Origin of the sequence: Devosia sp., from assembly GCF_036563435.1 — a bacterium.
Taxonomy (GTDB): Bacteria; Pseudomonadota; Alphaproteobacteria; order Rhizobiales; family Devosiaceae; genus Devosia.
The window spans coordinates 292,076-315,834 of the sequence record NZ_DATCMJ010000001.1; the positions used below are offsets into that span (position 1 = coordinate 292,076).

The 23,759-nt window shown below is 62.0% G+C and carries 26 protein-coding genes and 1 pseudogene; 19 read left to right on the forward strand and 8 right to left on the reverse strand.

Annotated features, from left to right (window positions below):
- Positions 1-36 precede the first annotated feature (36 nt).
- The 3 genes from VIL88_RS01360 to VIL88_RS01370 are packed head-to-tail and all read left to right on the forward strand — an operon-like array spanning position 37 to position 2,779.
- Positions 37-780 carry an ABC transporter ATP-binding protein gene (locus tag VIL88_RS01360; protein ID WP_331985140.1) on the forward strand — a complete coding sequence of 248 codons (744 nt, stop codon included), beginning with the start codon at positions 37-39 and terminating at the stop codon, positions 778-780.
- On the forward strand, positions 777-2,309 hold the full coding sequence (locus VIL88_RS01365) for a permease (protein ID WP_331985142.1): 1,533 nt from the start codon (positions 777-779) through the stop codon (positions 2,307-2,309). The genes VIL88_RS01360 and VIL88_RS01365 overlap by 4 nt, the downstream gene beginning before the upstream one ends.
- Positions 2,310-2,314: 5 nt before the next feature.
- Positions 2,315-2,779, forward strand: a complete 465-nt coding sequence (locus VIL88_RS01370) for a GNAT family N-acetyltransferase (protein ID WP_331985705.1) — start codon at positions 2,315-2,317, stop codon at positions 2,777-2,779.
- Between the two features lie 10 nt (positions 2,780-2,789).
- On the opposite strand, the gene VIL88_RS01375 is transcribed toward VIL88_RS01370, so the two are convergent.
- Positions 2,790-2,963 (reverse strand): DUF1328 family protein, encoded by a 174-nt coding sequence (locus tag VIL88_RS01375; protein ID WP_331985144.1) that lies wholly within the window; start codon positions 2,961-2,963, stop codon positions 2,790-2,792.
- Between the two features lie 84 nt (positions 2,964-3,047).
- Between VIL88_RS01375 and clpS the strand changes: the two genes are divergently transcribed.
- On the forward strand, positions 3,048-3,353 hold the full coding sequence (gene clpS, locus VIL88_RS01380; protein WP_331985146.1) for an ATP-dependent Clp protease adapter ClpS: 306 nt from the start codon (positions 3,048-3,050) through the stop codon (positions 3,351-3,353).
- Here the strand turns inward: clpS and VIL88_RS01385 are convergent, their stop codons facing one another.
- The gene (locus VIL88_RS01385; RefSeq protein ID WP_331985148.1) at positions 3,354-3,623 is read right to left on the reverse strand and encodes a DUF2277 domain-containing protein; all 270 of its coding nucleotides are present in this window, start codon (positions 3,621-3,623) and stop codon (positions 3,354-3,356) included.
- 178 nt (positions 3,624-3,801) lie between these two features.
- On the opposite strand from VIL88_RS01385, the gene VIL88_RS01390 reads away from it, so the two are divergent.
- Positions 3,802-4,170, forward strand: coding sequence for a response regulator (locus VIL88_RS01390; RefSeq protein ID WP_331985150.1), 369 nt, complete (start codon positions 3,802-3,804; stop codon positions 4,168-4,170).
- A gap of 38 nt (positions 4,171-4,208) precedes the next feature.
- Positions 4,209-5,315 carry a class I SAM-dependent RNA methyltransferase gene (locus VIL88_RS01395; RefSeq protein ID WP_331985152.1) on the forward strand — a complete coding sequence of 369 codons (1,107 nt, stop codon included), beginning with the start codon at positions 4,209-4,211 and terminating at the stop codon, positions 5,313-5,315.
- Between the two features lie 26 nt (positions 5,316-5,341).
- Here the strand turns inward: VIL88_RS01395 and VIL88_RS01400 are convergent, their stop codons facing one another.
- Positions 5,342-5,614, reverse strand: coding sequence for a hypothetical protein (locus VIL88_RS01400; RefSeq protein ID WP_331985154.1), 273 nt, complete (start codon positions 5,612-5,614; stop codon positions 5,342-5,344).
- Positions 5,615-5,670: 56 nt separating this feature from the next.
- On the opposite strand from VIL88_RS01400, the gene VIL88_RS01405 reads away from it, so the two are divergent.
- From VIL88_RS01405 to VIL88_RS01420, 4 genes are all read left to right on the forward strand, one after another.
- Positions 5,671-6,165: a YsnF/AvaK domain-containing protein gene (locus VIL88_RS01405; RefSeq protein ID WP_331985156.1), complete on the forward strand. Its 495-nt coding sequence runs from the start codon at positions 5,671-5,673 to the stop codon at positions 6,163-6,165.
- Positions 6,162-7,034: a YsnF/AvaK domain-containing protein gene (locus VIL88_RS01410; RefSeq protein ID WP_331985158.1), complete on the forward strand. Its 873-nt coding sequence runs from the start codon at positions 6,162-6,164 to the stop codon at positions 7,032-7,034. The genes VIL88_RS01405 and VIL88_RS01410 overlap by 4 nt, the downstream gene beginning before the upstream one ends.
- Positions 7,035-7,267: 233 nt before the next feature.
- Positions 7,268-10,579, forward strand: coding sequence for a carbamoyl-phosphate synthase large subunit (gene carB / locus VIL88_RS01415; RefSeq protein ID WP_331985160.1), 3,312 nt, complete (start codon positions 7,268-7,270; stop codon positions 10,577-10,579).
- Positions 10,580-10,779: 200 nt separating this feature from the next.
- On the forward strand, positions 10,780-11,577 hold the full coding sequence (locus tag VIL88_RS01420; RefSeq protein ID WP_331985162.1) for a phytanoyl-CoA dioxygenase family protein: 798 nt from the start codon (positions 10,780-10,782) through the stop codon (positions 11,575-11,577).
- A 41-nt stretch (positions 11,578-11,618) separates the two neighbouring features.
- On the opposite strand, the pseudogene ltaE reads toward VIL88_RS01420, so the two are convergent.
- Positions 11,619-12,649, reverse strand: a pseudogene (ltaE, locus tag VIL88_RS01425) (low-specificity L-threonine aldolase).
- A gap of 21 nt (positions 12,650-12,670) precedes the next feature.
- The gene (locus VIL88_RS01435) at positions 12,671-13,624 is read right to left on the reverse strand and encodes a methyltransferase domain-containing protein (RefSeq protein WP_331985169.1); all 954 of its coding nucleotides are present in this window, start codon (positions 13,622-13,624) and stop codon (positions 12,671-12,673) included.
- 492 nt (positions 13,625-14,116) lie between these two features.
- On the opposite strand from VIL88_RS01435, the gene VIL88_RS01440 reads away from it, so the two are divergent.
- The gene (locus VIL88_RS01440; protein WP_331985171.1) at positions 14,117-14,326 is read left to right on the forward strand and encodes a cold-shock protein; all 210 of its coding nucleotides are present in this window, start codon (positions 14,117-14,119) and stop codon (positions 14,324-14,326) included.
- A gap of 70 nt (positions 14,327-14,396) precedes the next feature.
- Here VIL88_RS01440 and proC read toward each other — a convergent pair whose 3' ends face one another.
- From proC to VIL88_RS01455, 3 genes are all read right to left on the reverse strand, one after another.
- Positions 14,397-15,221, reverse strand: a complete 825-nt coding sequence (proC, locus tag VIL88_RS01445; protein WP_331985173.1) for a pyrroline-5-carboxylate reductase — start codon at positions 15,219-15,221, stop codon at positions 14,397-14,399.
- A complete protein-coding gene (locus VIL88_RS01450) occupies positions 15,218-15,718 on the reverse strand; it encodes a YbjN domain-containing protein (protein WP_331985175.1) in 501 nt (166 codons plus the stop codon). The genes proC and VIL88_RS01450 overlap by 4 nt, the downstream gene beginning before the upstream one ends.
- A gap of 248 nt (positions 15,719-15,966) precedes the next feature.
- Complete coding sequence (locus tag VIL88_RS01455; protein ID WP_331985177.1) at positions 15,967-16,221, reverse strand: accessory factor UbiK family protein; 255 nt, start codon at positions 16,219-16,221, stop codon at positions 15,967-15,969.
- Between the two features lie 92 nt (positions 16,222-16,313).
- Between VIL88_RS01455 and lgt the strand changes: the two genes are divergently transcribed.
- The 8 genes from lgt to ychF all read left to right on the forward strand — a co-directional run bounded on the left by lgt (position 16,314) and on the right by ychF (position 23,702).
- The gene (gene lgt, locus VIL88_RS01460) at positions 16,314-17,159 is read left to right on the forward strand and encodes a prolipoprotein diacylglyceryl transferase (protein WP_331985179.1); all 846 of its coding nucleotides are present in this window, start codon (positions 16,314-16,316) and stop codon (positions 17,157-17,159) included.
- 7 nt (positions 17,160-17,166) lie between these two features.
- Complete coding sequence (locus tag VIL88_RS01465) at positions 17,167-18,243, forward strand: class I SAM-dependent methyltransferase (protein ID WP_331985180.1); 1,077 nt, start codon at positions 17,167-17,169, stop codon at positions 18,241-18,243.
- Positions 18,243-19,007 (forward strand): peptidoglycan editing factor PgeF, encoded by a 765-nt coding sequence (gene pgeF, locus VIL88_RS01470; RefSeq protein WP_331985182.1) that lies wholly within the window; start codon positions 18,243-18,245, stop codon positions 19,005-19,007. Before VIL88_RS01465 ends, pgeF begins: the two co-directional genes overlap by 1 nt.
- 116 nt (positions 19,008-19,123) lie before the next feature.
- Positions 19,124-20,056 carry a ribose-phosphate pyrophosphokinase gene (locus VIL88_RS01475; RefSeq protein ID WP_331985184.1) on the forward strand — a complete coding sequence of 311 codons (933 nt, stop codon included), beginning with the start codon at positions 19,124-19,126 and terminating at the stop codon, positions 20,054-20,056.
- A gap of 53 nt (positions 20,057-20,109) precedes the next feature.
- Positions 20,110-20,988: a glycosyltransferase family 8 protein gene (locus tag VIL88_RS01480; RefSeq protein ID WP_331985186.1), complete on the forward strand. Its 879-nt coding sequence runs from the start codon at positions 20,110-20,112 to the stop codon at positions 20,986-20,988.
- A gap of 139 nt (positions 20,989-21,127) precedes the next feature.
- Positions 21,128-21,751, forward strand: coding sequence for a 50S ribosomal protein L25/general stress protein Ctc (locus tag VIL88_RS01485; protein ID WP_331985188.1), 624 nt, complete (start codon positions 21,128-21,130; stop codon positions 21,749-21,751).
- Positions 21,752-21,819: 68 nt separating this feature from the next.
- The gene (pth, locus tag VIL88_RS01490) at positions 21,820-22,515 is read left to right on the forward strand and encodes an aminoacyl-tRNA hydrolase (RefSeq protein WP_331985190.1); all 696 of its coding nucleotides are present in this window, start codon (positions 21,820-21,822) and stop codon (positions 22,513-22,515) included.
- Positions 22,516-22,604: 89 nt separating this feature from the next.
- The gene (gene ychF / locus VIL88_RS01495; protein WP_331985192.1) at positions 22,605-23,702 is read left to right on the forward strand and encodes a redox-regulated ATPase YchF; all 1,098 of its coding nucleotides are present in this window, start codon (positions 22,605-22,607) and stop codon (positions 23,700-23,702) included.
- Positions 23,703-23,759: the final 57 nt, after the last annotated feature.

Genomic DNA, 23,759 nt, shown 5'->3' on the forward strand with positions numbered 1-23,759 from the left:
AGAGTAACCTGTAAGGGCCCTTGCCCGAGCGCCGACATGACCGCCCCTGCCCTTGCCGTCCGTCACCTGACCAAAAGCTTCGATAGGCCTGTAATCCAGGGCCTGGACCTCACCATTCAGGCCGGCGAATTCTACGCGCTTCTCGGACCCAACGGCGCGGGCAAGACCACGATCCTGCGCATGGTCGCCGGCCTCCTCCAGCCGGACAGCGGCGACATCGCCGTCTTCGGCATCGACGCACGGCGCGATCCGGTTGCCGCCAAGCGCCTCGTTGCCTGGGTATCCGACGAACCCATGGTCTACGACCGGCTCACGCCGATGGAGTATCTCGAATTTGTCGCCGGTCTCTGGCAGGTCGAACCGCGCAAGGCGCAGCTGAAGGCTGAAGAGCTTCTCGGCTGGCTCGGGCTCACGCCTCACGCCAACCAGCTCTGCGGCGGTTTCTCCAAAGGCATGCTGCAAAAGGTTGCCCTTGCCGGAGCCTTGGTGCACGACCCCAGGCTCATCATTCTCGACGAGCCGCTGACCGGCCTCGATGCCGGTTCGGCCCGCCTGGTCAAGGATGTGCTGCTCCAAAAGGTGCGCCAGGGCGTCACCGTCATCATGACCACGCACATCCTGGACGTGGCCGAGCGCATGGCCGAGCGTATAGGCGTCATTGCGGGCGGCCGGCTCGTCGCCGAAGGAACGCTGGCTGAATTGCGCGCCAATCTTGGGCAGGAGTCCACGCTTGAGGACATCTTCCTCGAGCTTGTGGCGCAGGACGGCGAAGCCGCATGAGGCTGGCTCCTGGCTCCGTCGTCTGGTTCGCGCGCCACGAACTGACACTCGGTTGGCGCGACTGGGTCGCGATGATGACCGGACGTCAACATAACCGTAGCATTGTGCTGACAATCTTCATCGCAATTGTCATGGTTTTATTGCACCTGATGGCCTTCGGGCTTGTGAGCCCCTGGACAGCGCAGGGCATAAGCCCCACGCCCGCAACCCTCACCATGCTGACCGGCACGGGGCTGTTGTTCTGGACCGTCATGCTCTCCCAGGCCCTGGAAGCGGTCACCCGCGTCTACTACGGCCGCTCCGACCTGGACCTGGTACTATCCTCCCCAGCCTCGGCCCCGCGTCTCTTCGTGGTACGCACCGGCGCCGTAACACTGACCAGCATCCTCCTGCCCGGCCTGCTCGCCAGTCCGATGGTCAACATGCTGGCCTACCTCGATGGCGCCCACTGGCTAAGCGCCTACGGCGTCATCGGCGCTTTGGGGGCGATCTCAACCGCCTTGGCACTTCTGGTCACCCTCGCTCTGTTCCGCCTCGTCGGCCCCAAGCGCACTAGGCTCATCGCCCAGATCGTGGCCGCAATTGTCGGCGCTGGCTTCGCCATCGGCGTCCAGGCGGCCGCCATCCTCCACTATGGCAACATGTCCCGCTTCGCACTGTTCCAGAAGGATGAACTCGTCACCTTTGCGCCGGCTCCCGAGAGCCCCCTCTGGCTTCCGGCCAAAGCCGCCATGGGCGACTTGCCGGCTCTGCTGATCATGATTGCTGTCGCCGCAGGTCTCCTGTCAGCAACTGCCTTCCTGGCTGCACCGAGCTATGGCCGGCACGCCACCGCCGCAGCAGGCGCATCCTATGCCCGGCCCCGCCGCTTCGATGCCATCCGGCCCTTCCGATCCGGATCGCCGCGTCAGGCGCTCCGGCGCAAGGAATGGCGTTTGCTGCAGCGAGACCCGTGGCTCTTGTCGCAAACGCTGATGCAGATCCTCTACCTCCTGCCGCCGGCCCTGCTGCTCTGGCTCAATTTCGGCGCGGAAGCTGGTGCCTTCGTCGTGCTCGTGCCGGTGCTGGTCATGGCCGCAGGCCAACTGGCGGGCGGCTTGGCATGGCTCGCCATTTCCGGCGAAGATGCACATGACCTTGTGGCGACCAGCCCGGTAACGCCGCGGACGATCCTTGTCGCCAAGATCGAAGCAGTTCTTGCCGTCATTGCCATTGTGCTGGCGCCCCTCCTCCTGTTGTTGGCATTCTCAGCACCTCAAATGGCTCTGATCACGACCATCTTTGCAGCTATCTCCGCCGGTTCCGCGACAGCCATCCAGCTCTGGTTCCGCGTGGTCAGCAAACGCTCCATGTTCCGCCGCCGACAGGTAGCCTCCCGCGCCGCCACACTTAGCGAGGCGTTTTCGTCCATCATGTGGGCGGGCACTGGCGCACTGGTTGCTGCCGGTTCATGGCTGGCGATTGCCTCAGCCATCGCAGCGATAGGCACGTTGGGCCTCGCCAAATTGATCAGCCCGGATCATTCTTGACCACCATGACCCTGACCTTCCGCGACGCGACGCCAGCCGACGTTCCGACGCTGATCCGCTTGAGCCATGCCGGGGATGCTCGCGGCGCGGCGACACCCCCGCTCAATGCCACGACGCTGGAGGATCCCCGCTACCGCGCCGCATTCGATGCGATCTCTGCCGATCCGGCCCACCGGCTTATCGTCGCCGAAAAAGACGGTGAGACAGTCGGTACGTTGCAAATCAGCATCATCCCGGGCCTGCCCAATTTCGGACTGAGCCGCGGCCTTCTGGAGAATGTCCACATCCGCGCCGACCAACGCGGGACCGGCCTCGGCACTCAGATGGTCAGCTGGGCGATCGAACGCTGTCGCGAGGCCGGCTGCGGCTTGGTTCAGCTGACCTCCAACAAGAGCCGGCTGGATGCCCACCGCTTCTACGAGAAGCTCGGTTTTACCAAGAGCCACGAAGGGTTCAAATTGAGGCTCTGATCGCGAGGGGCTAGAACAACACCGCCAACCCCATGAAGGCCAGTACCAGCAAGAGCGCGATCACGATCAGCATGATGGCGAAGACGATCTTGGCTAGCGTCGCTGCCCCGGCGGAGATGCCGGTAAAGCCCATCGCACCGGAGACCAGCGCAACGACGATCAGGATAATCAACAATTGCAGCATGGCTTGACCTCGGGCGCTGTGATTGCTTCCCTAACGCAGCGGCCACACGCCTGTTCCGCCGCTCCAGTCGCTCCGGAGACGAGCATGGCAGACACCAAGATCAAGAATCGAACGGCCCCTGTGCTGAAGCCGGCCAAGCCGCCCTTGCACAAGGTTATCCTGCTCAATGACGACTACACGCCGCGTGAGTTCGTCGTTCAGTTGCTCAAGGCAGAATTCCGTGTTCCCGAGGCTCAGGCCGCCGTCATCATGCTGACAGCCCACACCAAAGGAGCCTGTGTAGTCGCCGTCTTCACCAAGGAGATTGCCGAGGAAAAGGCAACGCGAGCCACTGAGTTCGCCCGCTCCAATGGCTTTCCGCTGCTCTTCAGCACTGAACCGGAAGAATAATCACGTGCCGAAGCGCAGCTTGTTCCGCTCGCGCTTCTTGGCCGCCTCGATCTCACGATCTTTTGGCGGCGCGTTAGTCTCGAGCGCCCTGAGCAACTTGCGCACCGTTTTCTCAACCTCTTCCACCGCCTCGTAGAAGGCTGCTTCATTGGCTTGGGAGGGCGTGTTGTAGCCCGAAATCTTGCGGACGAACTGCAGCGCGGCATCATGCATCTCGTTGCCTGTCGCGGGTGGCTCGAAGTTGAACAGCGGCTTTATGTTTCGGCACATTTCGGGCTCTCCGCTTTACCGCATAAGACCAGCAGGTGCTTATGTCTCCGCCAAGGCAGACCCGCAGATCGATAAAATTTTATACATCTCTTTACCATACCCAGAGACCATTGCTCCCATGCAGCAACTTTGGCGGGCCGCTACCTCTTCTATCCTAAGTGGAACGATGGGTGCGGTGATGGATCAGATCAAGCGTGTCATGGTCGTCGAAGACGAAGCTCTTCTGCTGCTCGAACTCGTGGACAATCTTGCTGAAATCGGCATCCAGTCCTTGCCCCTTTCAACGGCAGACGGAGCCGCACGCATCTTGTGCAGCTCGGACGTCGAGGCCCTGATCACCGACATCGAACTGCCCGGCACCTCATCGGGCCTCGACCTTGCCTGGCGCTGCGCCAGCCTCCGTCCGAACCTGCCGATCGTCATCGTTTCGGGCGGCGTGAGGCCCACCGCGGCTGATATCCCTCCCAGCGCGGTCTTTGTGCCCAAGCCCTACACGATCCAGCAAATCCTTATGGCTCTGGACCGCCGTATCCAGCACGCTGCTTGACCATTGCGGGTCATGGCCGCTCGGGCTAGTGCTGGCCCATGAACGATACCGCTCCCTTCGATATCTATCTGGTTGCCACGCCGGGCCTGGAACTGCCGCTTCTTGAGGAAGCGCACGGTGCAGGCTTCATCGCAGCCAGGGTTGTCGACGGTGGCGTGACCTTTCCTGGCACATGGACTGATGTCTGGCGCGCTAATCTGGACCTGCGTGGTGCCACCCGCGTCCTTGCCCGCGTCGGGAGTTTTCGCGCCATGCATCTGGCGCAGCTCGACAAGCGTGCCCAAAAGGTGGAATGGCGGACGCTGCTGCGAGACGACGTCCCGGTCTGGGTTGAAGCAAGCTGCAAGCGTTCCCGCATCTATCATGCGGGCGCCGCCAGCCAGCGCGTTGCCAATGCCATCGCGGCAGCGGGTATTCCGGTAGCCGAGTCTGCCTCGCTGCGGGTCATGGTCAGGATCGAAGATGACCTCGTCACCATCAGCATCGACACTACCGGCGAGTCCCTCCACAAGCGCGGCTTCAAGGAAGGCGTTGCCAAGGCGCCGATGCGCGAAACCATGGCGGCCATGTTCTTGCGTCAGTGCGGCTTCGATGGCGCCCAGCCCGTGCTAGATCCCATGTGCGGGTCCGGGACCTTCGTGATCGAAGCGGCGGAGCAGGCGCTCGGCCTCAAGCCGGGTCGGCACCGCAGCTTCGCCTTCGAACTTCTTCCCAGCTTCCAGCGCAACACCTGGGACAAGATGCGCTCGAGGATGCCGCGATCTTTGGACACTCGGCAATTCTTTGGCTCGGACCGGGACCCGGGCGCCATACGTATGGCGCAGGAAAATGCCGAACGAGCCGGCGTAGCCGATGCTGTCGTCTTCGAGCAGAATGCAGTGGAAACGCTAGCGCCGCCTGATACGCCACCGGGCCTCATCATCGTGAACCCGCCCTATGGCACGCGCATCGGCAACAAGGCGCCGCTGCTGGGGCTTTACCGATCGATGGGCAACGTATTTCGCAGCAAGTTCGCCGGCTGGGAGGTCGGGATCATCACCACCGACAAGGAGCTGGCACGCGCCACTGGTCTCAAGCTCGAGATGGTGGAGCCGACAGTGCTGCATGGCGGCCTGCGCGTCGGACTTTGGCGCGGAGCTTTATAGACTTAGCTAGTCCGCCGAAAAACTGATCACACCACCCGCAGTAGGGGGCGCCGTGAGCGGTGAACGAGGCTGACCGTCATCACGCCGGGCGAAGCTTCGGTCGCCACCAGCGCATACCAGAACCGTTCAGCTATGGGCCGCAGCTGTTCGGTGGCTTCGGCGGAAAGTTCCCGCTGGATCAGCGGCACGCCCTGCGCCATCAGCACGCTGGCCGAACCAACCTCGACGCCGGCATCGAATTCCGCGCTCCTTTGGGGGAACCGCAGCCGCACCTCATCCAGAATTTCGATCTTGCGCATCATGGTCACCTTTGCTCGCCGGGATTTTTGCCGCGCAGGGTGAAAGATTGCTTAACATGGCCGTTCACAAAGTGGCCGGATGGTTAAACCTCTGGAACGATGCAGAATCTGGCTCGTTGCCTGTGTCCAAGACAACGGGCGTAGCCATGCGAACCAACAATGAAACCGTCCAGATCATCGAAGAGACTGCGACCGTTGAGAAGCGGGACGTCGTGACTGGGCGGGTTCGGGTTAGCACCAAAACGCAGGTCTCGGAGGAGCTACTGAACTCCGAACTGGCGCGCCAGGATGTCTCGGTCAGCCGCGTTCCGATCAACCGGGACGTGGAGGCTGCCCCCGCCATTCGCATCGAGGGTGACCTGACCATCATACCGGTGGTCGAAGAAGTATTGGTGGTCGAAAAGCGCCTGGTTCTCCGCGAGGAGATCCATATCCGCCAGACCACCTCCACCCAATCCGTCGAAATACCGGTGACCCTGCGCAAGCAGCACGCCGCGATCGAACGCGATGACGTGACTGAAATCCCAAGCAAAGAGGAATCTGACCAATGAGCCAAATCTCAGCGACTGCTTCGACCACTCTTTCGGCATTTTTCGACAGCCAGCACGACGCACAGAATGCCGTCGACCGCCTGATTGCCGCCGGCATCGCTCGCGACAGCATCCGCCTCGTGCCCGGATATGAGAGCGACACGCCCGTCACCGAACGCCGCCAACAGCACCAGGGCTTCTTTGCCGCACTGGCCGACTTCTTCATGCCCGAAGAAGATCGCTACACCTATGCCGAAGGCCTGAGTCGCGGCGGCTACCTCGTTGCCGTCAGCAACCTCTCCGCCACGCAGTATGACACTGCCCTCGACATCCTTGATGACGAAGGCTCCATTGACCTTGACGAGCGCGAGCAGTCTTGGCGCTCCGAAGGCTGGAGCGGCTACCAGGCCGGCGCCACCGAAGCCTATTCTCTTGGCGCCGCCGCGCCGCAGGCTGACACCTCAGGCTCCCGCGGCACCACCAACTCACTGGGCACCAACAACGAAGAGGTCATCCCGGTCGTTGACGAGCAATTGGTGGTCGGCAAGCGCGACGTGAACCTCGGTCGCGTGCGTGTTCGCTCCTATATCCGCGAAGAAAACGTCAGCGCTGGCGTAAACCTGCACGAAGAACGCGTTGCAGTTGAGCGCCGTCCGGTTGATCGCCCGCTCACTGATGCCGACGCAGCATTCCGCGATCGCACCATTGAAGCCGAAGAGCATGCTGAAGAGGCTGTGGTCGGCAAGCAGGCGCGGGTCGTCGAGGAAATCTCGCTTCGCAAGGAAGGCACAGATCACCAGGAAACCGTCAGCGACACGGTGCGCAAGACGGAAGTGGAGATCGAAGACGATCGCGCCAACCTCGATCGCCAGAACCTCAACCGCCGCTAATCAGAAGGCGTCCCGACCGGGGCGCCTTTTTCTTGTGCTCTGGTGCATCAGCACGCGCACACGCTCGCCGCCCCTTCCCTTCCAGCGACTCTTCGGTTAGACAGCCCACCTAACCACCATGTCTGAACTTCTTCCCCGTGCCGCAGCGCTCAGTTGCTGCGCGGGTTTCGCGCGGACGGGTGCGTCCGGGCGATTCTTCTCGCCCTCTCGTCTAGAACAGTTGAGCGAGCACCATGCCAAAACGTACCGACATCAAATCGATCCTCATCATCGGTGCGGGTCCGATCATCATCGGGCAGGCCTGCGAGTTTGACTATTCCGGCACCCAGGCGTGCAAGGCGCTTAAGGAGGAGGGCTACCGGATCATCCTGGTGAACTCCAATCCAGCGACGATCATGACCGACCCGGACCTGGCCGACGCCACTTACATGGAGCCGATCACCCCGGAAGTGGTCGCCAAGATTATCGAAAAGGAACGTCCCGACGCACTGCTGCCAACGATGGGCGGTCAGACGGCGCTCAACTGCGCCCTTTCGTTGCGCAAGATGGGCGTTCTCGACAAGTTCAACGTCGAGATGATCGGTGCGACGGCCGAAGCCATCGACAAGGCCGAAGATCGCGAACTTTTCCGCGACGCCATGAAGAAGATCGGGCTTGAAACTCCGCGCTCCATGCTCGCTCACAACACGATCGAAGCCCTGCAGGCGCTGGAAGTGATCGGCCTTCCCGCCATCATTCGCCCCAGCTTCACCCTGGGCGGCACTGGCGGCGGCATCGCTTACAACCGGGAAGAATACCTCGCCATCTGCGAAAGCGGCATCGACGCCTCGCCCACAAACGAAGTTCTCGTTGAGGAGTCGGTCCTCGGCTGGAAGGAATTCGAGATGGAGGTTGTCCGCGACAAGAAGGACAACTGCATCATCGTCTGCTCGATCGAGAACATCGACCCGATGGGCGTCCATACCGGCGACTCCATCACCGTGGCTCCTGCGCTGACGCTGACCGACAAGGAATACCAGATCATGCGCGACGCCTCGTTGGCAGTCCTACGTGAGATCGGGGTGGAAACCGGCGGCTCCAACGTCCAGTTCGGCGTTAATCCCAAGGACGGCCGCATGGTCGTCATCGAAATGAACCCGCGCGTCTCGCGCTCCTCGGCCCTCGCCTCCAAGGCGACCGGCTTCCCCATTGCCAAGGTCGCCGCGCGCCTGGCCGTCGGCTATACGCTCGACGAACTCGACAACGACATCACCGGCGGCATGACCCCGGCCTCGTTCGAGCCCACGATCGACTATGTCGTCACCAAGATCCCGCGCTTTGCCTTCGAGAAGTTCCCTGGTGCCGACAACCGTCTGACCACGGCCATGAAGTCGGTCGGCGAAGCCATGGCCATTGGCCGCACCTTCCAGGAATCGCTGCAAAAGGCCCTCCGTTCGCTCGAAACCGGCCTCACCGGCCTCAACGAAGTCGGCATTCCCGGCCTCGGCGAGGGCGAGGACAAGAACGCCATCAAGGCCGCTCTCGGCACCGGAACGCCTGACCGGCTGCTCCATGTCGCCGAAGCCATGCGCTTAGGGATGAGCATCGAAGACATTCACGAAGCCTGCAAGATCGACCCCTGGTTCCTCGAACAGATGCAGGGCATCGTAGACACCGAGAACAAGGTCAAGCAGTTCGGCCTGCCCCAGGACGCCGCAACCCTCCGCTCGCTCAAGGCCATGGGTTTCAGCGACAAGCGCCTCGCCCAGCTCGCCAACCTCAAGCCCAGCGACGTGCGCAAGCTGCGCCACTCGCTGGAAGTCCGCCCGGTCTACAAGCGCATCGACACTTCGGCGGCCGAATTTGCCTCGCCGACCGCCTATATGTACTCGACCTACGAAGCGCCATTCGCCGGCAAGGTCGCGGACGAAGCGCGGCCTTCCGACCGCAAGAAGGTCGTGATCCTGGGTGGCGGCCCCAACCGCATTGGACAGGGCATCGAGTTCGACTACTGCTGCTGCCATGCAGCCTTCGCTCTCGCCGACGCCGGCTACGAGACCATCATGGTCAACTGCAATCCGGAAACCGTCTCAACCGACTACGATACTTCGGACCGCCTTTATTTCGAGCCGCTGACCGAGGAAGATGTTATCGAAATCCTCGAGCGCGAGAAGACCAATGGCACGCTCCATGGCGTGATCGTCCAGTTCGGTGGCCAGACCCCGCTCAACCTCGCGGAAGCCGTGCTCAAGGCCGGCGTGCCGATCCTGGGTACGCAGCCTGATGCGATCGACCTGGCCGAAGACCGCGACCTGTTCTCCAAGCTCCTCAACAAGCTCGAACTGACCCAGCCCAAGAACGGCATCGCCTATTCGCTGGAACAGGCCCGCCTCGTCGCCGAGCGGCTCGGCTACCCGCTGGTGATCCGCCCCTCCTATGTGCTGGGCGGCCGCGCCATGGCCATTGTTCATTCGGCCAACGAGTTCGAGCGTTATGTGCAGGATACGCTGACCGGTCTCGTGCCGCCCGATATCCTCCAGCGCTACCCCAACGACAAGACGGGCCAGATCAACTCGGTCCTCTCCGATAACCCGCTGCTGTTTGACGCTTATCTCTCGGGCGCCACCGAAATCGACGTTGACGCCCTCTGCGACGGCAAGACCGTCTTCGTCGCCGGCATCATGGAGCACATCGAAGAGGCCGGCATCCACTCCGGCGACTCCGCCTGCTCCCTGCCGCCGCGCAACCTGTCGCCCGAGATCATCGAAGAGCTTAAGCGCCAGACCAGCGATCTTGCCTTCGCCCTCAAGGTTGGCGGGTTGATGAACGTTCAGTATGCGCTCAAGGATGGCGTGATCTACCTCCTTGAGGTCAATCCTCGCGCCTCGCGTACCGTGCCATTTGTCGCCAAGGTGATTGGCCAGCCGATTGCCAAGATCGCGTCCCGCATCATGGCCGGCGAGAGCCTTGCCAGCTTCGAGCTAACCGAACGCAAGTCGGGCCACATCGCGGTCAAGGAAGCCGTGTTCCCGTTCAACCGCTTCCCAGGCGTCGACACCGTGCTGGGGCCGGAAATGAAATCCACCGGCGAGGTCATCGGCCTCGATACCGATTTCGCCATTGCCTTTGCCAAGTCCCAGATGGGCGCCGGCCAGAAAGTCCCGACCACGGGCAAGGCCTTCATTTCGGTGCGCGACGAGGACAAGCAGTACATCGTCGATATGGCGCGTCACCTCGTCGAGGCAGGCTTCGAAATCCTCGCAACAGGCGGCACGCAGCGTTACCTGATCGACAACAACGTCCCCGCCACCAAGATCAACAAAGTGCTCGAGGGCCGTCCGCATATCGTCGACTCGATGAAAAACGGCGGCGTGCAACTGGTGATCAACACCACCGATGGCATGAAATCGATCAGCGACAGCCGCGACATCCGTCGCACGGCTTTGCTGTCCAAGATCCCCTACTACACCACGATTGATGGCGCACTGGCCGCTGTCGAAGGCGTGGTCGCACTGCAGAAGGGCAACCTGCAGGTTCGCTCCCTTCAGAGCTACTTCGCCGCCTGACACTCTTTCGCCTCCCCCGCTGGGGAGGCGACTGCTGTTGACGAGATCGATCCGCCCGGTATCATTGGGGCATGATGATCCAGTTCCATACGTTCGCAGTGTTCCTCGGCGCCTGATCGCGCCCTCCTGAAGGACACATGAAGCGGCACCGCCGCTCCTCCGGCTGCTGATGCAGCCTTTGCGAACCTATGGATTTTTCAATGCACAAACCTGCAGCCGCGCTTTCGTCAGCGCAGATCAATTCGTTTATCAGCGACGGCTTCGTCCGTGTGGATAGCGCCTTCCCTCAATCTGTCGCGGAGCAAGGGCGGGCCATACTCTGGCGCGACACAGGCTGCGATCCCAATGATCGCAGCACCTGGACCAAGCCAGTGGTCCGATTGGGTGGTTACTCAGACCTGCCGTTCCGCGAGGCCGCCAACACACCCTTGCTTCATGCCGCCTACGACCAACTCGTCGGGGAAAGCCGTTGGCTTCAACCGCAAGGCTTGGGCACCTTCCCGGTGCGCTTCCCCTCGGACGCGCCTCCTGGTGATGACGGCTGGCATATCGACGGCAGCTTCATGCTACCGACTGATGACCAGGGCGATTTTCTCAACATTCGGGCCAACCTTGTTTCCCGGGGACGTGCCCTGCTGATGCTCTTTCTTTTCTCCGATGTCGGAGAGAACGACGCGCCAACCCGCATTCGGCCAGGTTCGCATCTGGAGGTGGCTCGATATCTGGCACCGCACGGAGCCGAGGGACGCTCCCTGCGCCACATGCTCGCCGATCGGCCGGACTGGTTCGACACCGGCAGACAATCCCTCGCCACCGGTCCCGCCGGCACGGTGTATCTCTGTCATCCCTTCCTAGTTCACGCAGCGCAACCGAACCGGGGCGACAGGGTCAAGTTCATGGCCCAGCCACCGCTTTTGCCAAGGGGTGACCTGATGCTGGAGCGACCGAAGGGCAACTACTCGCCCGTTGAGCAGGCGTTGCGGCTCGCCTTGCACTAGACTTCGGAACGAGGGCAGGACCTTGGTGTTGCCCTCAGTTCTCAAAGCCTACAGGATTTAGTCTGAAAGAAGGCCGCCACTTCTACCAGCGCGCCCTCGACATCTTCATCCGATACATCGAGGTGGGTCACCCAGCGCTGCCTGCCGTAACCCATGACGCCGACGCCCCGAGCCTGGAGGAAGTCGGCGAAGCGGCGGGCCAGTTGCTCATCGACATCTACGAATACGACATTGGTGTCGGGCATCACCACCCGCAGTTCCGGGAAAGCCGTCAGCCCTTCCGCCAGCCGCCTGGCGCGGCGATGATCATCGGATAGCCGCCCTATGTTGTGATCGAGCGCGTAAAGACCCGCGGCAGCCAGGATACCCGATTGCCTGAGACCACCACCCAGCATCTTGCGGTTACGTCGCGCCTTGTCGATCAGGTCCTGCCGACCGATCAGCACTGAACCGACTGGCGCGCCCAGCCCTTTGGAAAGGCAGATCGAGACGCTGTCGAAGGCCTCTGTGAAACTCTTGATGTCGGTATCGAGCGCCACGCAGGCGTTGAAGGCGCGTGCACCATCGAGGTGCAGCCCAAGCGCATGCCTTTGCGCGATCTCTGCCACAGCGCGCATGTAGTCCATCGGCAGGACTTTGCCGCCGAAGGTATTCTCGAGCGCGATCACCGTGGTGCGGGCATAGTGATGGTCATCGGGCTTGATGGCGGCTTCGATCTCGCGGAGATCCATCGTCCCATCTGCCTGGTGCGCGATCGGCTGCGGCTGGATGGAGCCCAGCACCGCCGCCCCGCCAGCCTCGTTGACATAGAGATGTGCTTTCTGGCCAGCAATGAACTCGTCGCCGCGCCCGCAGTGACTCATCAGCGCCAGGAATTGGACTGTGTTCCCGACGGCACGAAAATCGCAGCGTCCTTGCCCAGCATCGCGGCCATGCGCTGCTCGAGCCGATTAACCGTTGGGTCATCGCCAAAGACGTCGTCGCCTACTTCTGCTTCGGCCATAGCTTGGCGCATGCCCGCCGACGGCTTCGTTACGGTATCCGAGCGGAAATCATAGCGAAGAGTGTTCATGCTGTTCCTCGTCAGCGCTGCTCAGGCCGCAGTGGCTGCAGCAATACCTTGTTCCGGCTTTCGCACCACGATCAACATGCCGGTGATTGGCGCCCCGCGATCAAAGCGAAGCACGGCGGTCTCGAAGCGCAGGATATCTAAGCTCGCCGCAAGCAGCGCCTCACGTGTGGCATCAAGGCCATGGGCATAGCGCAGCGATGGCCTGAGGAACAGCGGCTCGGGTCCATCATGAGCTTCGAGCGAGAAGGCTGCTAGGCCACCCGGCCGCAAAGCCGGAACCAGAGCGGCCAGAATGGGTTCGAGCGCTCCGCAATAGATGAACACATCCGCAGCCGTGATCAGATCGCTTCGCTCTGGGCGAGCGTTGAGCGCCGCCACAAGTTCTGCTTTTTCCAGGCTGTTATAGAGGCCCTTTCGCTCCGTCTGCGCGATCATGGCGGTAGAGATATCGACGCCTTCAAGATGCTCCACCTTTTGCCGCAGCCGTTCGCCCATAAGGCCAGTGCCGCAGCCAAGATCCAGCGCATGGGCGAAACCCGTGATCCCCAGCTTACCCATTTCCGTCTGGAGCAGGTCATCGAGCAGGTCTGGAACTTTGTAGCCCAGCTTGCCCACAAGGGCCGTCTCGAACTGAGGCGCATATTGATCGAACAGTGCCTCGACATAGCTCACAGCCGTTCCCTCGCCTGCTGCAGCCGCGCCGTGAGCGGCCAGCTTCAGTGTCGCACCAAAGACGCCGCTGTCGTCCAGAGCCTCGAGGTGCCGCCATGCAGAGATGGCAGCGGCGATGTCACCGCTCTTCTCGGCAAATCGACCTAGTAGGTCCCAGCCTGCCGCCCAGCTTGGGGTAATTTCCAATGCCTGGCGCATGAGGTCGGCCGCAGCCGTATGGTCGCCACTCTCGGCCAGCATTTTTGCGTAGCCCGCACGGCGGTCGGCGATCACGTCGCCGGAAGAATGAAACGCCTTGGTCAAGACGAATGATCTCTGGAGGATAGCCGAACCGATCGTCCGGCTGGCGGCATGTGCCGGAAAACCCTTCTGAATGCAAGCGCGTTGCGCGCAAGGCTGTCCTTGCTTGCGCAGTTGTGACTGACAGGCTTCTAGTCATCCGCGCCAATTGCGCTAATCTACGTCCGCGGGTACCTGCCTCCCAGCGTGCCTGCCACTCCTTTGGCCAACTGGCCACGTGGCCCTGAGCTTACGCTCGGCGCAAGTTTGACGACGCAGCAGTGCAAGTCGGCGGAACAGTGTTTCTCGCCGACCGGTTTTGCACGTGTAAACAGATATTGAACACCGTTTTTTTTCGCGCTACGCTCGCCTATCGAATATTGCGGCCGACCGATCTGATCCTGCGAATTCATTCGCGCCTGCTGACGTCACTATCCGATATTTCGATGTCACTAGGTCTTGGCCAATAGTGGCCGGGACTGCCTATAGCAGCGACTGCACGAGGGAACGCGCATCATGGCAACTGGCACCGTAAAGTGGTTCAACGGTCAAAAGGGATATGGCTTCATCCAGCCGGATGAAGGTGGGGCAGATGTGTTCGTCCACATCTCTGCCGTCCAGCGCTCCGGCCTCAACGGTCTTGATGAGGGCCAGAAGATCACCTACGAAATCGTCAAGGACAAGCGCACGGGCAAGTCGGCAGCCGACAACCTGACCGCCTCCTAAACCTTACCGCACAAAGCAAGGGCGCGCTCACCGGGAGGGAGCGCGTCCTTTTTGTTGGCCGATCGTCCGATTAGGCGCGGCCAAGCTCTTCGCTACGCCTACGTGCAGCTTCGACAGTCCTGCCGATGAGGTCGGTAAGGCCGCCGTTAGCCATCAGCACCGCGAGCCCTGCGGCCGTGGTCCCATTGGGGGACGTGACGTTTTCACGTAGCACTGCTGGCGGGATAGCATCGGCTGCCATCAAGGCAGCGGAGCCGATGACCGTCTGGCGCGCCAGTTTTTCGGCCACGTGATCGGGCAGACCCTGCGTCTTTCCTGCAGCCGCTAGGGCCTCCACCAGGTGGAAGACATAGGCCGGACCAGATCCAGAGACGGCCGTTACAGCATCGATCTGGCTTTCCTCGTCCAGCCAGACAACCTGCCCAGCCGCCTGAAGCAGCGCTTCAGCAGTTGCTCGTTCCTCTCTCGAAACCGCTGCGCTGGCTACAAGGCCGGTAATGCCCTGCCCAATTTGAGCCGGCGTATTGGGCATGGTGCGAACCACCCGATCCATGCCCAGGCCACGCGACAGGCGCTCGATGTCGACGCCGGCGACGATCGAGATCGCCATTGTATGGGACCCGATCACGGGCGCCAGCGAAGTCAGCACCGTGTCGATGATTTGCGGCTTTACGGCGAGCACCAGCACGTTGGGCTGCAAGCCCACGGCTTCGCTGTTGACAGTCAGCCCAAAATCTTCGGCAAGCTCAACAGCATCGGCGCTTGGATGCGGATCGACCAGAACAAGGTTCTGCGGCGGAAAGCCGGCGTCGAGCCAGCCCTTGGCCAGTGCAAGACCCATCTTGCCGGCGCCGACCAGCATGACCGGTCCGATGTCGCGCAGCACGGTGCTCATGCCTCGCCAACTGTTTCAAACATCACATGGCTCAGCGCATCGGCCGCAGTCTTTCCGGCCCAGACCACGAATTGGAACGCCTGATAGTAGAGATCGCAACTGTCGGTCGCAGAGCGCAACAGGGCTTCGCATTGCTGCGGCGAAACATCGGCGCCCCCGGTCAGGAGGTGCGAATTGCGGAACAGCACCACGCCTTCTTTGTTCCAAATATCGAAATGGCCGATCCAGAGCTGCTCATTGATCAGCGAAATCAACTGCTTGATCTCGCTCCGGCGCCCCTCCGGCACCTTGAGGTCGAAGGCGCAGGCGATGTGGAGGCTCTCGAGATCCTCCATCCAGTTGAACGACACATGGTAGTCGCTCCAGCCGCCGCGGACCGAGATCGAAATTTCGTCGGTGTCCTGGCGTTCGAACGTCCAATCGTTGATCGAAGCGATGTGCTCGATGATGTCCACCGGGTGGACGTTGCGATCGGGTTCGACGTGCAAAAGAGACATAGACGGTTCCGTCCGTTAACCGGCTGACTTCGGATACTCGAGGAACTGGCCGCACGCACAAGGGCTTACGAATCGTCCTGATGCTTGACCCTACACGCCCCCACTGATTCAGGGGACGCAGCTTGGCCAGCGGACGGCAATCTCTTGTGGATGAAAGGTGTGCCCTTTTGGTTAACGAACTGCTAACACAGTGCTAACATGAGGGTGAGGGGGGCGACGCAGAGCGAAAACAGCGTCGCAACCCGAAATCAGCTGGCGAGCGGCGCCGGATTTTTGAGCGCTGCAAGCTCTTTACGTAGTGCGTCGATCTCGTCGCCCTGGATCTGGACCAGCTCGCGCAGCGCGTCAAAGTCCTCACGCTTGACCAAGTCCATGTCAACAACGAAGCGCTGGGCCTGCGATTTGACCACGGTCTCGACTTCGCGGCGCACGCCATCGGCCATGCCGGCGGCTTCATTCATCAGTCGGCCCAGATCGTCGAAGATCCTGTTGTTCTGGCTCATCGCTCACCTACTTGGTTTGGCCTCGTTACACCTTATGTAGGTCAAGCCATCCGTCTTGACCAGAGAGGCCGAAGCGGCAATGGTCCGGCCGATTGCCGCAGGAGCCGTCTTTGCCCTTTCCCGATATCGATCCGATTGCCTTCGCCATCGGCCCGTTTGCCGTCCGCTGGTACGCGCTGGGCTACCTCTTCGGTGTCGGGCTGGGCGCCCTCTATGGCTACCTTCTCCTCGCCAACCAGCGGTTGTGGCACAAGGGCGAGCCGCCTTTTGCCGCCAAGGACATCTGGGACTTCGCCTTTTGGACCATGCTGGCCATCGTGCTCGGCGGCCGCATCGGCTACGTGTTGTTCTACAACCTCCCCTATTACCTCGCCAATCCGGGGGAGATCATCAACACGCTCGATGGCGGCATGAGCTACCATGGCGGCATGCTCGGCCTGATGCTGGCAGTGGTGCTATTCACCTGGCGCAAGGGCAACGGCAACTGGCTGAGCGGGCTCGATCTCATTGCCTCAGTGTCCACCATCGGCATCTTCCTCGTTCGCATCGCCAACTTCATCAATGCCGAACTCTACGGGGCACCCACGACCCTGCCTTGGGGCGTCGTCTTCCCCACAGATCCGATGCAGGTGCCACGACACCCCAGCCAGCTCTACGAAGCCGCACTCGAGGGGCTTCTGCTGTTCCTCGTCATCCGCATCTTCACCCACGTCTTTTATGCCCTGCGTCGCCCCGGACTGGTGGCAGGCATTTTCGGCATCGGCTATGGCCTGAGCCGCATCGCAGTGGAATTCGTCCGTCTGCCGGATAGCCAGATCGGCTACCTCTATGGCGGCTGGCTCACCATGGGCATGGTCCTGTCGATCCCGCTGGTGCTGGCCGGGCTGGCGCTGGTCGCCTGGGCCGCGACACGGCGAGAGAGTCTCGTTCGTGGTTGACCCAGGCATGACTGAAGCGCCCTCGCTACCCGAACTCATCGACATGCAGATCCGCACCAGCGGGCCCATGTCGGTTGCTTCCTATATGGGGCTCTGCCTGACCCACCCGGTCAAGGGCTATTACAAGGTCGCCGACCCGCTTGGGGCGGCGGGTGACTTCGTCACGGCGCCCGAGATTTCGCAGATGTTCGGCGAGTTGATCGGCTTCTTCATGGTGAACCTCTGGCAGCAGATGGGCAGCCCCAAGGCTTTCTCGCTGCTGGAGCTGGGACCCGGCCGCGGAACGCTGATGGCCGATATGCTGCGCGTGGCGTGCCGGGCCGAAGGCTTCCGCGACGCTCTTGATCTGCGGCTGTTTGAAACCAATCCGGCGCTTATCGCCGAGCAGAATGCACGCCTCGAAGCCTATGAGCCCAAATGGATCGACGCCTTCGAAAAGGTCGGCGATGGCCCGCTCCTCGTGCTGGCGAACGAGTTCTTCGACGCCATGCCGATCCGCCAGTTCGTGCGCATGGAGGATGGCTGGCACGAACGCATGGTCGGCCTCAGTGACGGCAAGCGCAGCTTTGGCCTCAATCCGACTCCTATTCCACCCTCGGCCATGCCCGAAGCCGTCGCGGATGCCGAGCTCAACAGCGTGTTCGAGGTCGGTCTGGCCAGTGGTGAGGTGATGAAGCGGCTGGCGGCGATCGTCAGCCGGCAGGGTGGCGGCATTCTCGCGATCGACTACGGCTATGGGCGCACGCAAACCGGCGAGACGCTCCAGGGCGTGCGGCGCCATCGCTTCGCCGATGTTCTCGCCGCGCCAGGCGAAACGGACCTGTCGGCCCATGTCGACTTCGAGGCGCTGGGCACGCTTGCCGCCAAGGCCGGGCTCCAGGTCCAGCCACTGGCGACGCAGGGCAGCTTTCTCACCCGCCTGGGCATCGACCAGCGCGTCAAAGGGCTGAGCACGGCCAACCCTGCTCAGGCCGGCACTATTGCAGCGGCCCGCGACCGGCTGGTCGATACAGGGCAGATGGGCGAGCTGTTCAAGGTGTTTTGCGCCGCCAGCCCCGGCCTCGTGCCGCCAGGATTTTCCTGATGCAGATCCCGTTCCTCCAGTCTCCAGGCTTCAGTGACACCGGCGTCGTCCGGCACGGCTTTTTTGGGCGCCAAGGCGGCGTTTCAACGGGAGATTTCGCGAGTCTCAACGTCTCCCTTGCCGCAGGCGACGATACCGAGAACGTTCTGGCCAACCGAAATCTAGTCGCTGGCGAACTTGCCGGTGGCCCGCTCGTGATTTTGCGGCAGGTTCACTCAAGCCGCGTGGTGACGGTGGAAGCCGGTGCGCTTCCCGATGCGGGCCTGGAAGCCGATGCACTGGTAACGCGTCGTGCGGACGTGCTTCTGGGCATATTGACGGCCGACTGCGCTCCCCTGCTGCTTCTGGACCCACATGCTGGCGTCATTGGCGCCGCCCATGCGGGCTGGAAGGGTGCCGTGGGCGGCATCATGGAAAACACCATCATCGCCATGGAAAAGCTGGGCGCGCAGCGCCGGCGCATCCTGATCGACATCGGCCCCACCATCAGCGGTCGCAACTACGAGGTAGGTCCGGACTTCATGCGCGACGCCGTGGCGGTAAATCCAAACGCCGCCAGCGCCTTCTCCACGCCCGAGGGCAGGCGCGAACATTTCGACTTGCCCCGCTTCCTCCGGGAAGAGGCGTTACGTGTCGGCGTCGCAAGCGTCGACAGCCGCGATTGCTGCACCTATGCCGACCCTCTTCATTATTTTTCCCACCGCTACGCCACCCACCAGGGGACGCGCACGGGCCGGCAGGTCAGTGTCATCGGACTGGCATAATTCTTTATCCATCGGTCAATTGTCGCGTTGCTAGTCCCTGACCGAGACGCTAAAGGTGCCCGCGAAACTGGAAGGCCTCGCTCCCTCGAAGGCCCGTTGAGACAGGATCGCGCTCCATGAAGCTTGTGACCGGCAATTCCAACCGGGCCCTGGCCCAAGCGATCGCAAGCTACCTTGAGCTCCCGCTGACCAACTGCACGGTGAAGCGTTTCGCGGACAAGGAAGTGTTCGTAGAGCTGCACGAGAACGTGCGTGGCGAGGACGTGTTCGTTCTCCAGTCCACCAGCTTCCCGGCCAACGACAACCTCATGGAACTGCTGATCCTGACCGATGCGCTGCGCCGTTCCTCGGCCCGCCGTATCACCGCCGTGCTGCCCTATTTCGGCTATGCGCGGCAGGATCGCCGTGCCACGGGCCGCACGCCGATTTCCGCCAAGCTCGTCTCCAACCTGATCACGGAGGCAGGCGTTAATCGCGTGATCACGCTCGACCTGCACGCGGCCCAGATCCAAGGCTTCTTCGATATCCCGACCGACAACCTCTATGCCGCGCCCATCATAACCCGCGACATCCTGGATAACTACAAACTCGAAGACACCATGATCGTCTCACCCGACGTCGGTGGCGTGGCGCGTGCCCGCGCTGTGGCGCAGCGCCTGGGAACTGATCTGGCGATCGTCGACAAGCGCCGCCCCAAGGCCGGCGTCTCCGAGGTGATGAACATCATTGGCGACGTTTCGGGCCAGGCCTGCATCCTGATCGACGACATCGTCGATAGTGGCGGCACCCTGGTCAACGCTGCCGAGGCGCTCCTCAAAGCCGGGGCAAAGGAAGTGTCGGCCTATATCACCCACGGAGTCCTTTCCGAAGGCGCTGCGGAACGCATTGCCTCGAGCAAGCTCAAGGAACTGGTGGTCACCGACTCGATCGAAGAGACCGCATCGGTCAAGGCAGCGCCAAACATCCGCCGCATGACCATTGCCGCCTTGATCGGCGAAGCTGTTGCCCGGACCGCCAGCGAGCAGAGCGTCTCGAGCCTCTTCGACTAGCCCCCTCTTCGTGCTGCGGCCACCAAGCGGATCTTGAACAGGGAACAACCTGAGTGGCTGACCAGCCCATCCATATTGCGCTGACCTTCGATGACAACTTCTGGGCGCCGGCCTATGCCACGATGCGCTCCGTCTGCCTCTTTACGCAGTCGCGCGACAGGCTGGTCTTTCACCTCCTGCACCGCACCCTGTCCGACAAGCATCGCGCGGACCTCCTCAGCATAGCAACCGAGTTCCCGGTGGAGCTCCGCTGGTATGACCTCGACCAGTCGCCCCTGTTCAGCGACCTGGCGCAGCGGATGCCCGAGAACAAGCGGCTGTCCAACATCGTCTATGCCCGCCTTGTCATCGACCGCTTCGTCGGGCCTGACGTGTCGCGCATCCTGTACCTCGATTGCGACATCCTGGTTCGCGATGACATCGCCACCCTGTTCAACTGGGACCTAGAAGGTAGTCCGATCGGCGCTGTGCGCGATACCATCGGCGCCTGGCTCGTGGCAGGGCGGGATGCGCGCGGCAACCGCGATATCTTCGATGTAGCAAGCCCATACTTCAATGCCGGCATCGTCCTGATCGACATAGAAGGCTGGCGCCAGGCTGATATTGTGGGGCGCATGGAGCAGGCGCACGTCGATGGCGTGATGCAGCGCATCTACTACGATCAGGACCTGCTGAACCTCGTGTTCAAAGACAATTGGGCCCAGCTGCCCTGGCGCTGGAACACCATCGACCCCCGCCCACCCCATGAAGGGCTCGACCCGGCCGTTTTGCACTATACCGGCAAAACCAAGCCCTGGAGCATCCTGACCGGCATGCGCCGCTCGGTTGCCTTTGCCCGCTTCTATCGCCATGTGATGACCAACGAGATCTTCTATGATTTCGCGCGGCACCGCTGGAAAAGATGGTGGCGAAAGACGCTCCGCCTCGCCTGAGGACACGGCTGGCGTTTTGCCGGTTGCCGGCCTCTTCGCTTTAAGCTATAGCCCGCGCCATGAAGCGCTCGTCACCCCTGGAGGACGGGCGCGTATGCTGTTGTTGTGACCGCATACACCAACCAGAATGGATATTTCCATGGCTGCAACGACCAAGGTGCTCAAGGCACAGGCGCGTGAGGGAGTGGGCAAGGGGGCCGCTCGTGAACTGCGCCGTCAGGGTCTCGTCCCTGCTGTTATCTACGGTGACAAGAAAGAACCCGTCACCATCGCCCTCCCCTACAAGGACGTCCACAAGGCGATCTACGCGGGCGGCTTCCTGTCGCATACCATCGACCTCGACGTCGACGGCACCACCCACAAGGTGATCCCGCGCGACTACCAGCTCGATCCGGTCAAGGACTTCCCGATCCACGTCGATTTCCTGCGTATCGGCAAGGGCTCCAAGATCAACGTCCAGGTGCATGTGAACTTCATCAACGAAGAAGCAAGCCCGGGCCTCAAGCGCGGTGGCACGCTCAACATCGTGCACCACACGCTCGACCTGACCGTTGCGGCCGACAACATCCCCGAGGAAGTGACCGTTGACCTCACCGGTCTCGACATCGGCGATACCATCCACATCTCGGCCGTCAAGCTGCCGGCAGGTGCTGTCGACCACAGCCACGAAGAAGACGTGACGATCGCCACCATTGTGGCACCGTCGGCTCTAAAGTCGGCCGGTGACGCTGACGCCGCCGAAGGCGAAGCTTCTGCCGAGTAATCGGCTTTAGCTTTCTCCAATCGTTTGAGGCGGCCCCCGGGTCGCCTCTTTCATTTCCGGAGCACGCAATGAAATTGCTTGTCGGCCTGGGCAATCCGGGCAGCCAATACGAGGGCAACCGCCACAATATCGGCTTCATGGCGGTCGACGCGATTGCGCGGGAACACGGCATCAGCCAGTTCCGCAGCAAGCATGCGGGGCTCCTTGCTGAAGGCACCGTTGCGGGCGAGAAGGTCCTCCTTCTCAAGCCGCAGACCTTCATGAACCGCTCGGGTGACAGCGTCCAGCAGGTCACCAAGTTCTTCAAGATCGAACCTGCCGATGTGATCGTGTTCTATGACGAACTCGACCTTGCCCCCGGCAAGGTTCGGGTCAAAGTCGGTGGCGGCAATGGCGGACATAACGGTCTGCGCTCCATCGACCCGCAGATCGGCCTCAACTACAAGCGCGTGCGCCTCGGCATCGGCCACCCCGGCAAGGAATTCGTCACCCAACACGTGCTGGGCGACTTCGCCAAGGCTGACCGGGAGTGGCTCGACCCGCTGCTGGAGGGCTTGGCCAAACATGCCGGCATGCTGCTCAAGGGCGACGACAGCGGTTTCATGAACAAGCTTGCTTTGCTCGGCAAGACCGAGGAACCGCCGAAAGCCGCGCCAAAGGCGCAGAGCCATATCCGCCAGGCCCGCCCTGCCAGGCCGCAGGCCGAAATGCCCAAGACCGGACCGATGGCCGACATGCTCAAGAAGCTCCTCGGCGGCGAATAATTGGCGTCGCGCCACGCACCGCCGATCCCCGCATTGACATCGCCTCCATTCCGAACCAAGTGGAGGCCAACAGTTTCCGGAGCATCCCCATGGGTTTCAAGATGGGCATTGTCGGCCTGCCCAATGTCGGCAAGTCGACCCTTTTCAACGCGCTGACCCGCACCGCCGCGGCAGCCGCCGCCAATTTTCCCTTCTGCACCATCGAGCCCAATGTGGGCGACGTGCCGGTGCCGGATGCGCGGCTGCAAAAGCTTGCCGCCATCGGCAAGTCGGTCAACGTCCTGCCCGCCCGCATGAGCTTTGTGGATATTGCCGGCCTGGTGAAGGGCGCGTCGAAGGGCGAAGGGCTGGGCAACCAGTTCCTCGCCAACATCCGCGAATGCGACGCCATTGCCTATGTGCTGCGGTGCTTCGAGGACGGCAACATCATCCACGTCGCCAACAAGGTGGACCCGCTGGCCGACGCTGAAGTGGTCGAGACCGAACTGATGCTGGCCGACCTCGAGAGCCTCGAAAAGCGCCGCACCGGTGTCGAAAAGAAAGCCAAGGGCAACGATAAGGACGCCAAGGTCACCCTCGACCTGATCGACCGCGCCCTGGTGCTGCTGCGCGACGGCAAGTCCGCCCGCTTCGTCGAGCGCTTGGCTGAGGAAGAGAAGGCGTTCCAGGAACTCCAGCTCCTCACCTCAAAGCCCGTGCTCTATGTCTGCAATGTCGACGAGGGTTCGGCTGAGAACGGCAATGCCATGAGCAAGGCGGTCGAAGACTATGCCCGCAAGAACGATGCCGGCGTGGTGATCATCTCCGCTGAGATCGAGTCCCAGCTGGCCCAGCTGCCGGACGAGGAACAGGCCGAGTATCTGGAATCGCTTGGCCTGCACGAGCCCGGCCTCAACCGGCTGATCCGCGAGGCCTACGACCTTCTGGGGCTCCAGACCTATTTCACCGTCGGCCCCAAGGAAACCCGCGCCTGGACCATCCACAAGGGCGACAAGGCTCCGGCGGCCGCCGGCGTCATCCACTCCGACTTCGAACGTGGCTTCATCCGCGCCCAGACCATCGGCTACGAGGATTTCGTCACCCTGGGCGGCGAAGTCGCGGCCAAGGAAGCGGGCAAGGCGCGCGACGAAGGCAAGGAATATGTCGTCAAGGACGGCGACGTGATGCTGTTCAAGTTTAATACTTGAGGTCGGCGGCGCCATGCGCCGCAAGTTCGCGCCAGTGGCGCGAACTTAGACCTCAAG